The sequence below is a fragment of the Streptomyces sp. NPDC006332 genome (assembly GCF_040612855.1).
Taxonomy (GTDB): domain Bacteria; phylum Actinomycetota; class Actinomycetes; order Streptomycetales; family Streptomycetaceae; genus Streptomyces.
Window position 1 is genome coordinate 78,448 of the sequence record NZ_JBEXRA010000028.1, and the last position, 12,405, is coordinate 90,852.

The 12,405-nt window shown below is 73.1% G+C and carries 13 protein-coding genes; 10 read left to right on the forward strand and 3 right to left on the reverse strand.

Annotated elements, in window-relative coordinates:
* Nucleotides 1-4 precede the first annotated feature (4 nt).
* Both ABZ027_RS24530 and ABZ027_RS24535 read left to right on the forward strand, forming a co-directional pair.
* A complete protein-coding gene (locus ABZ027_RS24530) occupies nucleotides 5-826 on the forward strand; it encodes a 3-oxoacyl-ACP reductase (RefSeq protein ID WP_356771791.1) in 822 nt (273 codons plus the stop codon).
* Between the two features lie 27 nt (nucleotides 827-853).
* Nucleotides 854-1,756, forward strand: coding sequence for a DUF2510 domain-containing protein (locus tag ABZ027_RS24535; RefSeq protein ID WP_356771862.1), 903 nt, complete (start codon nucleotides 854-856; stop codon nucleotides 1,754-1,756).
* Between the two features lie 4 nt (nucleotides 1,757-1,760).
* On the opposite strand, the gene ABZ027_RS24540 is transcribed toward ABZ027_RS24535, so the two are convergent.
* A complete protein-coding gene (locus ABZ027_RS24540; protein ID WP_356771793.1) occupies nucleotides 1,761-2,963 on the reverse strand; it encodes an amino acid deaminase/aldolase in 1,203 nt (400 codons plus the stop codon).
* A 1,707-nt stretch (nucleotides 2,964-4,670) separates the two neighbouring features.
* Here ABZ027_RS24540 and ABZ027_RS24545 point away from each other — a divergent pair.
* From ABZ027_RS24545 to ABZ027_RS24555, 3 genes are read left to right on the forward strand one after another with little or no spacing between them, the layout of a single operon-like run.
* Nucleotides 4,671-5,522 (forward strand): hypothetical protein, encoded by an 852-nt coding sequence (locus ABZ027_RS24545; RefSeq protein WP_356771795.1) that lies wholly within the window; start codon nucleotides 4,671-4,673, stop codon nucleotides 5,520-5,522.
* 5 nt (nucleotides 5,523-5,527) lie between these two features.
* Nucleotides 5,528-6,769, forward strand: coding sequence for a type VII secretion-associated serine protease mycosin (gene mycP / locus ABZ027_RS24550; RefSeq protein WP_356771864.1), 1,242 nt, complete (start codon nucleotides 5,528-5,530; stop codon nucleotides 6,767-6,769).
* The gene (locus ABZ027_RS24555) at nucleotides 6,766-7,143 is read left to right on the forward strand and encodes a VOC family protein (RefSeq protein ID WP_356771797.1); all 378 of its coding nucleotides are present in this window, start codon (nucleotides 6,766-6,768) and stop codon (nucleotides 7,141-7,143) included. Before mycP ends, ABZ027_RS24555 begins: the two co-directional genes overlap by 4 nt.
* 4 nt (nucleotides 7,144-7,147) lie before the next feature.
* On the opposite strand, the gene ABZ027_RS24560 is transcribed toward ABZ027_RS24555, so the two are convergent.
* A complete protein-coding gene (locus ABZ027_RS24560) occupies nucleotides 7,148-8,209 on the reverse strand; it encodes a serine hydrolase (RefSeq protein WP_356771799.1) in 1,062 nt (353 codons plus the stop codon).
* Nucleotides 8,210-8,359: 150 nt separating this feature from the next.
* On the opposite strand from ABZ027_RS24560, the gene ABZ027_RS24565 reads away from it, so the two are divergent.
* Complete coding sequence (locus ABZ027_RS24565; protein WP_356771801.1) at nucleotides 8,360-9,091, forward strand: SseB family protein; 732 nt, start codon at nucleotides 8,360-8,362, stop codon at nucleotides 9,089-9,091.
* Between the two features lie 67 nt (nucleotides 9,092-9,158).
* Here ABZ027_RS24565 and ABZ027_RS24570 read toward each other — a convergent pair whose 3' ends face one another.
* On the reverse strand, nucleotides 9,159-9,533 hold the full coding sequence (locus tag ABZ027_RS24570) for a DUF1844 domain-containing protein (RefSeq protein WP_356771802.1): 375 nt from the start codon (nucleotides 9,531-9,533) through the stop codon (nucleotides 9,159-9,161).
* Between the two features lie 361 nt (nucleotides 9,534-9,894).
* Here ABZ027_RS24570 and infC point away from each other — a divergent pair, with 361 nt between their 5' ends.
* The 4 genes from infC to ABZ027_RS24590 all read left to right on the forward strand — a co-directional run bounded on the left by infC (nucleotide 9,895) and on the right by ABZ027_RS24590 (nucleotide 12,390).
* The gene (gene infC, locus ABZ027_RS24575; RefSeq protein ID WP_356771866.1) at nucleotides 9,895-10,569 is read left to right on the forward strand and encodes a translation initiation factor IF-3; all 675 of its coding nucleotides are present in this window, start codon (nucleotides 9,895-9,897) and stop codon (nucleotides 10,567-10,569) included.
* A gap of 110 nt (nucleotides 10,570-10,679) precedes the next feature.
* A complete protein-coding gene (rpmI, locus tag ABZ027_RS24580; RefSeq protein ID WP_356771804.1) occupies nucleotides 10,680-10,874 on the forward strand; it encodes a 50S ribosomal protein L35 in 195 nt (64 codons plus the stop codon).
* A gap of 90 nt (nucleotides 10,875-10,964) precedes the next feature.
* The gene (gene rplT, locus ABZ027_RS24585) at nucleotides 10,965-11,348 is read left to right on the forward strand and encodes a 50S ribosomal protein L20 (RefSeq protein WP_356771806.1); all 384 of its coding nucleotides are present in this window, start codon (nucleotides 10,965-10,967) and stop codon (nucleotides 11,346-11,348) included.
* A 184-nt stretch (nucleotides 11,349-11,532) separates the two neighbouring features.
* Nucleotides 11,533-12,390, forward strand: a complete 858-nt coding sequence (locus ABZ027_RS24590) for an RNA methyltransferase (RefSeq protein ID WP_356771808.1) — start codon at nucleotides 11,533-11,535, stop codon at nucleotides 12,388-12,390.
* Nucleotides 12,391-12,405: the final 15 nt, after the last annotated feature.

Consider the following 12,405-nt stretch of genomic DNA (forward strand, 5'->3'; position numbering starts at 1 on the left):
ACCCATGACCGAGTCATCCACGCCCGCGTCATCCACGACCGACCAGTCCGAGCCGGCCGTCTGCCGCCGCCTGGTCGGCCGCACCGCCGTCATCACCGGAGCCGGCAGCGGCATCGGCCTCGCCGCCGCGCGCCGGCTCGCCTCCGAGGGCGCCCACGTCGTCTGTGGCGACGTCGACGAGGTCCGTGGCAAGGCGGCCGCCGACGAGGTCGGCGGGATCTTCGTGAAGGTCGACGTCACCGACCCCGAACAGGTCGAGGCCCTCTTCAAGACGGCATACGACACCTACGGCAGTGTCGACATCGCCTTCAACAACGCCGGTATCTCCCCGCCCGACGACGACTCCATCCTGGAGACCGGCCTGGAGGCCTGGAAGCGCGTCCAGGAGGTCAACCTGACCTCCGTCTACCTGTGCTGCAAGGCCGCGATCCCCTACATGCGGCGCCAGGGCAAGGGCTCCATCATCAACACCGCGTCCTTCGTGGCCCGGATGGGCGCGGCGACCTCGCAGATCTCGTACACCGCGTCCAAGGGCGGCGTCCTGGCCATGTCCCGTGAACTGGGCGTGCAGTTCGCGCGGGAGGGCGTCCGGGTCAACGCGCTCTGCCCGGGCCCGGTCAACACCCCCCTGCTCCAGGAACTGTTCGCCAAGGACCCGGAGCGGGCCGCCCGACGCCTGGTCCACATTCCCGTCGGCCGGTTCGCCGAGGCCGAGGAGATCGCCGCCGCCGTCGCCTTCCTGGCCAGCGACGACTCCTCCTTCGTGAACGCCACCGACTTCCTGGTGGACGGCGGGATCTCGGGGGCGTACGTCACACCGCTGTAGGCGGCGCCCTACAGTTCCGGAATGAGCATGACGCCTCCGCCCGGCTGGTACCCCGACCCCTCGGCCCCGCATCTGGAGCGCTGGTGGGACGGGGCCACCTGGACCGACCACCGGCGCTCCCCGCAGACCCCGGAGCGGCCGCGGGCGGCCGACGGGCCCTCCGGCCGGGCCAAGGCCCTCGCCCTGGGCACCGCCGGGGTCGTCCTCGTCGCCGCGATCGTCACCGGCGCGTTCGTGCTCCGCGAGAACGGCGGGGCCGGCACCGACGTGAACACCGCGCCGACGCCGCTGGCCCCCACCTCGACACCGGCCGGCGAAAACCCCCCACCGGCCTCCTCCACGCCGTCCGCCGACGACCCGGCCGTGGTGGTGGACCAGCTCAACGGCATCACCCTGCCGTTGCGCGACGGCTGGACCAGGCCGGAGAACGTTGTTGAGGACGACGTCGTCATGATGCGGGACGACGGGACGTACGACTGCCCGGCCGGTGTCGGCCTGTGCCGGCACGGCCTGGTCCTGACGCGCACGGTCACCGAGAACGACGTGCGCTCCCCGAAGGCCCTCGCCCTGGCGGACATCTCGAAGGCGGCCGACACCGCCTATGACCGCGACTCCCTGGACCGCCGCCCCTACGGCGGCATCACCTCGCACCAGCAGGCCGGGGCCGGGCAGGTCGCGGTGGCGGGCCGCGCCGGGTACTTCGTGCGCTGGCGGGTGCGGACGGCCGAGGGCCCCGGCGGCTATGTGCAGTCGCTGGTCTTCCCCTCCAGCGTCGGCAGCGAGTCGCCCGTCCTCGTACGGTTCGTCTTCGACGCGGGCCCGGACGGACCCCCGCTCGCCGACATGGACCGGATCACCAAGGGGATCCGGTCGATCGGCGACGCGAGCACGGGCGGCGGCGTGGGCAGCAGCCTCGGTCCGTCGAGCTGACGAACTACAGGAAGGTGTGGCCTTCCCCGCGATACGTCGGCACCGTCGCCGTCACCGTGTCCCCCTCGATCAGGTGCAGCGTGTCGAAGCGCTCGCACAGCTCGCCGGCCTTGGCGTGCCGGAACCACACCTTGTCGCCGACCAGGAGGTCGTCGGCGGGGGAGCCGAGCAGCGGCGTCTGCACCTCGCCGGGTCCCTCCTGGGGGTCGTACTTCAGCCCCTCCGGCAGATACGGCACCGGCAGCCGGTCGGGTCCGGGCGCGCCCGAGGCGGGGTAACCGCCGCCGAGGACGGTCACGACCCCCACCCCCGGACGCCGGACCACGGGCTGGGCGAAGAGCGCGGCCGGGCGCCCGCTGAACGACGTGTAGTTGTCGAACAGCCGCGGCACGTACAGGCCCGACCCGGCGGCGATCTCGGTGACCGCGTCCTCCGCGGCGGTGTGCTGCACACTGCCCGTGCCGCCGCCGTTGACGAACTCCAGGTCCGGCACGACGGCCCGCACCGCGCGCACCACCGCCGCGCGCCGCTCGGCGAGTTCCCGGCGCGCGGTGGCCTGCATCAGCCGTATCGCGCGCGAGCGCAGCGGCCGTCCCGCGACGGCGTCCCCGACACCGGCGACATGCCCCTCGTACGCCATGATCCCCACGACCTTGAAACCCGGCCGTCTGGCCACGGCACGGGCCATGTCGGCGACCTGGGCCGGGGAGTGCAGCGGGGAGCGGCGGGCGCCGACCCGTACCCGGCCGCCGAAGAGCTTGAGGGCGGTGTCCAACTCCAGGCAGACACGGACGACTTCCCGTCCGCCGCCGCGGGCCTCGTCGATCAGCGCGAGCTGCGCGGGGTCGTCGACCATCACGGTCACGGCGGCGGCGAGCTTGGGATCCGAGGCCAGTTCGGCGAACCCGGCGCGGTCGGCGGACGGGTAGGCGAGCAGCACGTCGTCGAATCCACTCCGGGCCAGCCACAGGGACTCGGCGAGGGTGAAGGACATGAGGCCCGCGAAGCCGTCCCGCGCCAGCACGCGGTCCAGCAGGGCCCGGCAGCGTACGGACTTGCTGGCGACCCGGACCGGCTTGCCGTCGGCACGGCGGACGAGGTCGTCCGCGTTGGCGTCGAAGGCGTCCAGGTCCACGATCGCGAGAGGGGCGTCGAGATGGGCGGTGGCCCGGTCGAAACGGGTCCGGTCGGCGGCGCGCGCAGTCATGAACGCAGCCTGCCAGACAGGCTTACCGCAGGGTAGGGGGATGTTCCGGGCAGATGCCGCGGGGGGCGCGGACTGGTTCCCGTTCGCCCGCCGACAACCCGTAGAGTGACGCGCACGCACCAAGGACCGCTCCGTCTCCGGCCGCACGTACGCGCCGGGATGCCGGTCCGTCGATGCGGGTATGGGTGCCCGGGACGGCCGAGTCGACGCGGGGCCCGGCCGACGGTGACAACGGCCCGTGTGCGTGGAGACGGACGGGCGCGAGGAAACGGGGGGTGCATGAGCACGGAAGCGCGGCGCGCCCCGATCCCCCCACGCCCGACCCAGCCGCCGACGGCGGGGGCCGGGGAGAGTGGTCCGTCGAAGTCCGGTTCACGGACGGGATCAGGGACGGGCGGGGACGCCGCTCAAGATTCCGCTGACACCTCGCTCCCGGGGAACGGGGGCGTGTTCGGGGGGCGCTCGACGCCGGTGAGCGCGGGAGCGCCCGCGGTCGACTCCGGGTCGGTCGGTGCCGGGCCCTCGACGCCGGACGCGTCGGGGACGGGTTCCGCGCCTGCGGCGGATGCGGTGCGGGGTGTGTTCGGCGGGGGTGACCAGGGGCCTGGTTCCGGGGCGGCCGGTCGCGGTGGCGCCGGTTTCGGGGGAGGCGTGTCCGCTCGCCGTGACAGCGGCTCCGATGTGGACGAGACCGACCGCGCGTTCTCCGCGCGGCACACCGGCCCCCGCATCCCGAACCTGCGGACACCGGCCTTCGGGACCGACGGGGCCGGTCCGCCGCCCCCGCCCAAGGCCTCGGCCCGCTTCCCCGACACACCACCGACGACCGACCGCGTGCCGCCCCGGCCGAGCTCAGGCCCGGCCTCCGCGGGACACCAGCCCCGACCGACGTCCGGGGCCCCGGCGTCGGACCCCATACCGTCCCGCCCGAGCCATCGGCCCCCGGTACCACCGCGCCGTCCTTCGGCACCCGCCGAGACCGCGTCGGAGACGACGTTCCGCCTCAGCCCCGTCCCCCCGGCCCCCGCACAGCCGCGCCCGAGGCCGGACTCGGACCCGCGTCCCCAAGGGGCGGGGGCACGGGCAGGTCGGCCGGCCGGCTCGCAGGCGCCCGGGTCCGCCGCCTCCGGCGGGCCGCAGCGGCCCGAGTCGCGCCCCGGTTCGACCTCGTCGGCACCGCGGCCCGGCGCCCGCCCCGATTCCGTGGCCGATCGCCGTCCCGGCTCTTCGGTGCCCGGGGCTCGGTCCGGCGCGCGCACGGAAGCTGTGCCGGATCGCGACCCCGGGGCCGCCGCCCAGCCGGGCGCCCGCCCGAGCGCCCCGCCCACGCCCGCCCGCCCCGTCTTCCCGCCCCGTCGGGCCCGGAAGACGCCGGGCGCCCCCGGCACCGACAGCGGCTCGGACATGCCGTTCGCGGCGCCCCCCGCACCCCCTAGCGCTCCATACACGCCACCGGCGCCCCCCAGACCCCCGAGCAGCCCCCAACGGTCCTCGGCGCCCGTCGGCCCTGAGAACGGTCCGAGCTCCCCGTCGCCGACCACCGGCTCCGGAAGCCGCACGCACTCCTCGTCGCCGACCACCGGCTTCCGGACCCCTCCGCAGCCCCCGTCGGCACCCACCCTCGGCGGTGACGCGCGCACGTCCTCGCCCGAGGTCACCGAGTCGCCCCGCCGGGCGCCGGATCCCGCGCTCTCCTGGAGCGCGCCCATGAACCCCGGTGGAACCCCTGGCGCGGGACGGCCCATCGTGTCGTTCGCGGAGCCCGAGGGGTACCGCGAACCGCCCCGCCCGCGGGCGCTCCCGATGTGGGTGCGGCCGCGGGTCGCCGCCGCCGCGGCGTGCATGGTGCTCGGTCTGGGACTCATCGGCGGTGCCGTGACGGGGAGTTGGCTGATCGGGGACTCCGGGCAGAGCGAGTCGCGGGACAGCTTCGCCGCGGCCGGCGGGCTGTGGCACAGCGTTCCGGTGGATCACTTGTTCCCACCCACCCTGGAGGGCAAGGGCGCCGGACCCGGCGGTTCCGACCGCACCTGGACACGCGTCGCCGTCGCGCCGGACACCGACTGCGACAACGCCTTCGACCCTCTGCTGAGCAAGGCCCTCGCCCCCGTCGGCTGCCAGCGGCTGCTGCGCGCCACCTACACCGACGCCACGCAGAGCTACGTCACCACCGTCGGCCTCCTCTTCACCGACGGCGACGCCACCGCGATGAGCGCCCTCGCGAAGGCGTTCAAGAACCAGGACCTCGCCGACCGCACCGACCTCATGCCCCGCCCGTACGCCGCCCAGGGCACCGTCGCCGCCCGCTTCGGCGCCGAACAGCGGGCCTCCTGGACCATGTCCGTCCTCACCGACGCCCCCGTCGTCGTGTACGCCGTCTCCGGCTGGGCCGACGGCCGCAGCGTGGACGACCCGCAGCCCGCCGCGCAGGCCATGACCTCGGGCGCCACCACCGCCCCCGCCCAGGCCGGCCTCGGCAACGAGGCGCAAGGCCTCGCCGACCGCGTCGAACGGGGCCTGCGCAAAACCGTCAGCTCACCCACGGAGCCGCCCTCATGAGCCGCATGAGCCGCAAGAGACGTGTGTACCCGACAGGCGGAGTGAGCGTCAGGACCCGCCGGGCCGGCCTGCTGAGCGTCCTCGTCACCGCCTCCGTCGCCCTCGTGCCGCCCACCGCCGCGCACGCCGACACCATCCGCGCCGAGCAGTGGGCCCTCGGCGCCATGCACACCGAGCAGGCCTGGCGCACCACGAAGGGCGCCGGCGTCACCGTCGCCGTCCTGGACACCGGCGTGGAGGCCGACCACCCCGACCTCGTCGGCAACGTCCTGACCGGCAAGGACATGATCGGCTTCGGCGCGAAGGACGGCGACCGGGCCTGGGCCCGCCACGGCACCGCGATGGCCGGGATCATCGCCGGTCACGGACACGGCACCGACAACGCCGACGGCGTCATGGGCATCGCCCCCGAGGCGAAGATCCTCCCGGTCCGGGTGATCCTCGAGGACAAGGACCCGGCCCGCGCCAAAGCCCGCAGCATCCGCGGCAACGCCCTCGCCGAAGGCATCCGCTGGGCCGCCGACCAGGGCGCCGACGTCATCAACCTCTCCCTCGGCGACGACTCCGCCTCCGCGCACCCCGAACCCACCGAGGACGAGGCCGTCCAGTACGCGCTGAAGAAGGGTTCCGTCGTCGTCGCCTCGGCGGGCAACGGCGGAGAGAAGGGCGACCACATCTCCTACCCGGCTGCCTACCCGGGCGTGATCGCCGCGACCGCCGTCGACCGCTTCGGCACCCGCGCCTCCTTCTCCACCCGACGCTGGTACGCCACCGTCAGCGCCCCCGGCGTCGACGTCGTCATCGCCGACCCCGACCACAAGTACTACGAGGGCTGGGGCACCAGCGCCGCCTCCGCCTTCGTCTCCGGCGCGGTCGCGCTGATCAGGTCCGCCGACCCCGATCTGACCCCCGCCCAGATCAAGAAGCTCCTGGAGGACACGGCCCGCAACGCCCCGGCCGGCGGCCGCGACGACTCCCGCGGCTTCGGTTTCGTGGACCCGGCCGCCGCGCTCGCCGAGGCGGCCCGACTCAAGCCGGAGGGCCTCAAGTCGGCCGCGTACGGCGACACGTACTTCGGCTCCGGCCCGGACAGCGCCGACGACGGCGACGGCCCGGCCGGCTGGGCGGCTCCCCTCGCGGGCGGCGCCGGGGTCCTGCTGCTGGTCGGCGCGGTGGTCCTGTGGCGCGGCCGCCGCCGGGAACCGCGCCCCGTGGACGACTACGAGTCCCAGGACGGCTGGACGTGATCGCCGACCTGCAGTGCGTGGTGCTGGACTGCCCCGAGCCCGCCCGACTGGCCGAGTTCTACCGGACGTTGCTCGGCGGCACCGTCAACCGGCCGGACAAGCGGTGGGCGGTCGGCGACGACTGGGCCACCCTGCACGCGGCCTCGGGTCCGGTGCTCGCCTTCCAACGGGTGGCCGATCACCAGGCCCCGCGGTGGCCGGATCCCGCCCGGCCTCAGCAGTTCCACCTGGACTTCGCCGTCCCGGACCTGGACCGGGCGCAGGAGGAGGTGCTGGCCGCGGGCGCGACCCTGCTCGACGCGGGCTCCGACAACCGGAGTTGGCGCGTCTACGCGGACCCGGCAGGGCATCCTTTCTGCCTGGTCCGCCACTGACCGGTCACCGCGCCGACGACACCGCGGCGGCCGAGGCCGAGGAAACCGGCGACGCCGAGGCCGAACCGGACGCCCCGGCGGCCGTGACCACCGGCACCGCCGCCCTCGCCGCCGCCTCGACCAGCGAGATCCCCTGAGCTTTCGTCGCGTTGCCCTTCGACAGCACGGCCACCAGACAGCCCTGCCCGTCCACGGTCACCCGCCCGATGCTGTTGATGTCCCACAGGCCGGTGGTGCCCCGCGGCAGCCAGCCGTTCTTCAGCGCCCACCCGGAACCGTCGGCCACCACCGACACCCCCCAGCGCTGATCGGCGGCTATCTGCCCCATGAGCCCCCGCAGATACCTCCGCGAGGCCTCGCTCAGCTCCGAGTCCGCCCCGAACACCTGCTGCAGCAAGGTGAGTTGGTCGGCAGCCGTGGTCTGTGTGAGCCCCCACAGCGGCCCCTCGCCGCCCTGCGTGCCGGTGAGTCCGAACCGTTCGTTCGCGGCGTTCAGCCCGTCCGCCCCGCCGATGTCCCGCCACAGCGCCGACGCCGCGTCGTTGTCGCTGTCCTCGATCATCGCCGTGGCGTACGACTTCTCCCGCGCGGTGAGACGCGTCCCCGCGTCCTGCGCCTGCAGCAGCAGCGTCGCGAGGATGTCGACCTTGACGATGCTCGCCGTGTCGAAGGCCCCGTCGCCGTATGTGGCGCTCGCCCCGGACTCCAGGTCCAGCACCGCCACCGACACCGTGGCGGAGTCCGCCACGCTCACCGTCTTCATGGCGGCGGTCAGCAGGGCGTCGTGATCCACCGTCGGCTCCGCCACGGGTTCCACCGATGCCTCCCCCTCCTGCGGCCCCTCCGCCGAGGCCGAGGCCGCGGCCGGACCCGGCGCCGTCGACGAGGCCGACGGCGCCACCGTCGACGATACGACGCCCGTTCCGGGCTGCGCCCCCGCCTTCACATACACCGCCCCCGCGGCCGTGACACCGACGAGCGCGACGCAGGCGAGCGCGGTGTACAGCGGCGGGCGCCGCCTGGAGGGGCGGGAGCGGTGACGTCGCGCGGCTCTGGAGGACTCCATGTCCGCGATGCTGGAGGCGCCGGCTGTGCGTGCCGTTGGCGGGACGTTAGATGTGTGTCAGGGAAATCTGAGAAACCCGTGAAATCGGTCACCGGCAGGTTTCCGGACCCGCACAAGCCCAGCAGCATCCCCCCGATAGGGTCGGTGACCGTGGCGAACAAGAACATTCCCGACCCCGGCTTCTCCGACGACGACGGCACGGCCGACCCTCGGCTGAGCGCGGCGCTGGCGGCCTGGGCCGACGACCACGGCGCCGAGGGGCCCGTCCTGGAGGCGCTCAAAGACGCCCGGCTGCTCGTCCCCGTCGTGGCCGTGCTCGGCGAGGTGGAGGAGGACGAGAAGGGGCTGCGCCGCGAGAAGACCAGCGACATGGCCGTACCGACGCTGAAGGCCGGCCACCGCACCGCGCTGCCCGCCTTCACGTCCACCGAGTCGCTGGCCCGCTGGGACCCCGAGGCCCGCCCCGTCGCCGTACCCCTGCACCAGGCGCTCCAGGCCGCCGCGCACGAGAAGGCCGACACACTCGTGCTCGATCTGGCCGGACCGGTGCCGTACGAGCTGACAGGGTCCGCGCTGCTCGCGCTCGCCGAGGGCCGTACGACGGCCGACCCGCTCGCCGATCCGGCGGTGCGCGACGCGGTACGGACCGCGGTGGCCGCCGAACCGGGCGTGCTCCGTGCCCACCTCGGTCCCGGACAGGCCGACGGCACCCTCGCCCTCGTCCTGGACGCGTCCGCAGCCCCGGCCGAGGCCGCCCGCGCGGTCGCCGAGCGGCTGGCCGCCGACCAGACGCTCAGGGCCCGCCTGGTGCGCGGCCTCGACCTGGCACTGCTGCCGGCCGGGGCGACACCACCGGGCGAGCCCTTGTACATACGCGGATGAGTCGGCCGTGGAGCGGGCCGGATGTGGAACGGAACGGGCCGCGGGACCTGACGGCCGCGGAAACGGACTAGCCGTAGATCGGGCCGGTGTACTTCTCGCCCGGCCCCTGGCCCGGCTCGTCCCGGACGAGGGAGGCCTCGCGGAACGCCAGCTGGAGCGACTTCAGGCCGTCCCGCAGCGGCGCCGCGTGGAAGGAGGAGATCTCGGTCGCGCTCGCGTCGAGCAGACCGGCGAGGGCGTGGATCAGCTTGCGGGCCTCGTCGAGGTCCTTGTACTTGTCGCCCTCCTCAGTGAGGCCGAGCTTCACGGCGGCGGCGCTCATCAGGTTGACGGCGACCGTCACGATCACCTCGACGGCGGGGACCTCGGCGATGTCGCGGGTCATCTCGTCGAAGTCGGGGCCCGCGGCGGACTCGGCGAACTCAGCAGGGGTGTCACTCATGCCCCAACGATAGGGCCCGGTGTACGGCGGTTCGCACCACCCCCGGGTAGCTGCTAACCTTATGTGACGACCGGCCGGACAGCAGTGCCCGGCCCACAAGTGGAGGCTCCGATCTCCCACCTGACCGTCCCCCGGGACGGCGGGTCACCCCGGTCAGGCGGCCACCATCGTTCCGTACGGACGATGGAGTCGCCCGAATGCGCGCCCCGCGGCATCACCGCGGCGGTGCTCCGGTAGTGCTTGGAGCCCCGCCTGTGATCGTCCGGGGCATTTTTTGTGCTTCGGCGCGGTTAGGTCTGTCTAGAAGAGACATACGCGGCTGTCCGCCAGACCGCCGTGTGGTGCTAACCGAGGAGGATCCATCAGCGCCGAGCCCCGCATCAACGACCGGATTCGCGTTCCCGAGGTGCGACTTGTCGGTCCCAGTGGCGAGCAGGTGGGCATCGTCCCCCTGGCCAAGGCACTGGAGCTTGCGCAGGAGTACGACCTGGACCTGGTCGAGGTCGCGGCGAACGCCCGTCCGCCCGTGTGCAAGCTCATGGACTACGGGAAGTTCAAGTACGAGTCGGCCATGAAGGCCCGTGAGGCGCGCAAGAACCAGGCGCACACGGTCATCAAGGAGATGAAGCTCCGGCCGAAGATCGACCCGCACGACTATGACACCAAGAAGGGTCACGTCGTCCGGTTCCTCAAGCAGGGCGACAAGGTCAAGATCACGATCATGTTCCGTGGTCGCGAGCAGTCCCGGCCCGAGCTGGGCTACCGACTGCTGCAGCGTCTCGCGGAGGACGTCCAGGACCTCGGTTTCGTGGAGTCGAACCCGAAGCAGGACGGCCGGAACATGATCATGGTTCTCGGTCCGCACAAGAAGAAGACCGAGGCGATGGCCGAGGCTCGCCAGGCGCAGGAAGCCCGCAAGGCGGAAGCGAAGGCCAACCCCGGCAAGTCGCAGAACGCCGCGGAGTCCGGCGACGTGGATGTCGACCACGTCGTGGAAGACGCCGAGGCCCCTGCCGAGGCTTCCGCCGACGCGTGATCCCAGGGACGCGAGTCCCCAGGACGTAACCGAAACAACAGCGACGCTCCACTGTGCCCGGTTTTCGTGACCGGGCATCGGAGCGCCACCGACGAGGAGAGAACGGCGCCATGCCGAAGAACAAGACGCACAGCGGTGCCAAGAAGCGCTTTCGGGTGACCGGCTCGGGCAAGGTGCTGCGCCAGCGCGCGGGCCGCCGCCACTACCTGGAGCACAAGCCCTCGACGCTGACCCGCAAGCTGGCCGGCACCGTCGAGCTGGCGCCCGGCGATGCCGCGAAGGCGAAGAAGCTCCTCGGGATGTAGTGCGCGCCCTGCGTGGGCAGGGCGCAGCCGATAACCGGGACCAAGCCGTTCTCGGGTCACCCTCGTGACCCAGCTACAAGGAGTTAACAAGTGGCACGCGTCAAGCGGGCAGTCAACGCCCACAAGAAGCGCCGGGCGATCCTCGAGCAGGCCTCCGGCTACCGCGGTCAGCGTTCGCGCCTGTACCGCAAGGCCAAGGAGCAGGTCACCCACTCGCTGGTCTACAACTACAACGACCGCAAGAAGCGCAAGGGTGACTTCCGTCGGCTGTGGATCCAGCGCATCAACGCCGCTGCCCGCGCCAACGGCATCACCTACAACCGCTTCATCCAGGGTCTGAACGCGGCGAACATCGAGGTCGACCGCAAGATCCTGGCCGAGCTCGCCGTGAACGACGCCGGCGCGTTCGCCGCGCTCGTCGAGGTGGCCCAGAAGGCGCTGCCGTCGGACGTGAACGCGCCGAAGGCCGCGTGACGCTGCGCCGGCTCAGGCCGACGTGCAAGGACCCGCAGGTTTTCTGACCTGCGGGTCCTTTGCTGCTGACGTGATGGCCGTGGTTCGGGTGCGGGCTGTCGTGGGCTGGTCGCGCCCCGCGGCGGAGCCGCTCATGTCAGAGCCCCGCGCCTGTGAACGCCCTTTACTGAAGGTGATGCCGAACATGCCCCCCACCGCCCCCGAGCTGATCTCCCCCCGTTCCCCCCGGGTCTCCGCTGCCCGGCGGCTGGCCAGGCGGAACTTCCGGGGCAAGGAGCGGCTGTTCCTCGCGGAGGGGCCGCAGGCCGTGCGGGAGGCGGCGGCGCATCGCGACGGCGGCGGCACCCTCACCGATCTGTTCGCCACCGTCGAGGCCGCGGAGCGGTACGCGGACATCATCGGTGCGGCCCGGAGCGCCGGCGCCCGGGTCCATCTCGCCGACGACGACGTCATCGCCGACATCTCGACCACCGTCACCCCGCAGGGCCTCGTCGGCATCTGCCGGTTCCTCGACACGCCCTTCGAGGAGGTGCTGCGGGCCGGGCCCAAGCTTGTCGCCGTGCTCGCCCACGTGCGGGACCCCGGGAACGCCGGGACCGTGCTGCGGTGCGCGGACGCCGCGGGCGCCGAGGCCGTCGTCCTCACCGACGCCTCCGTCGACCTGTACAACCCCAAGACCGTACGGGCGTCCGTCGGGTCCCTGTTCCACCTTCCGGTCGCCGTGGGCGTGCCCGTCGAGCAGGCCGTCGCCGGACTCAAGGACGCCGGGGTGCGCATCCTCGCCGCCGACGGTGCCGGGACCGACGACCTCGACGACGAACTGGACCGGGGAACCATGGGCGGGCCGACCGCCTGGGTGTTCGGGAACGAGGCCTGGGGGCTGCCGCGGGAGACCCGCGCGCTCGCGGACGCCGTGGTGCGCGTCCCGATCCACGGGAAGGCCGAGAGTCTGAACCTCGCCACCGCGGCCGCCGTATGTCTCTATGCGTCAGCCCGTGCACAGCGCGCCTCCGGAGGGTGCCGTTCGGTCACCGAGAGCTAGTAGGGTGACCAGCTC

Bases quoted from the DNA above. Each gene is read 5' to 3' on its own strand.
- ABZ027_RS24535 (WP_356771862.1), top strand. From the start codon at position 854: ATGACGCCTCCGCCCGGCTGGTACCCCGACCCCTCGGCCCCGCATCTG.
- ABZ027_RS24570 (WP_356771802.1), bottom strand. From the start codon at position 9,533: ATGAGTGACACCCCTGCTGAGTTCGCCGAGTCCGCCGCGGGCCCCGAC.
- ABZ027_RS24530 (WP_356771791.1), top strand. From the start codon at position 5: ATGACCGAGTCATCCACGCCCGCGTCATCCACGACCGACCAGTCCGAG.
- ABZ027_RS24545 (WP_356771795.1), top strand. From the start codon at position 4,671: ATGAACCCCGGTGGAACCCCTGGCGCGGGACGGCCCATCGTGTCGTTC.
- ABZ027_RS24560 (WP_356771799.1), bottom strand. From the start codon at position 8,209: ATGGAGTCCTCCAGAGCCGCGCGACGTCACCGCTCCCGCCCCTCCAGG.
- rpmI (WP_356771804.1), top strand. From the start codon at position 10,680: ATGCCGAAGAACAAGACGCACAGCGGTGCCAAGAAGCGCTTTCGGGTG.
- ABZ027_RS24590 (WP_356771808.1), top strand. From the start codon at position 11,533: ATGCCCCCCACCGCCCCCGAGCTGATCTCCCCCCGTTCCCCCCGGGTC.
- ABZ027_RS24540 (WP_356771793.1), bottom strand. From the start codon at position 2,963: ATGACTGCGCGCGCCGCCGACCGGACCCGTTTCGACCGGGCCACCGCC.
- mycP (WP_356771864.1), top strand. From the start codon at position 5,528: ATGAGCCGCAAGAGACGTGTGTACCCGACAGGCGGAGTGAGCGTCAGG.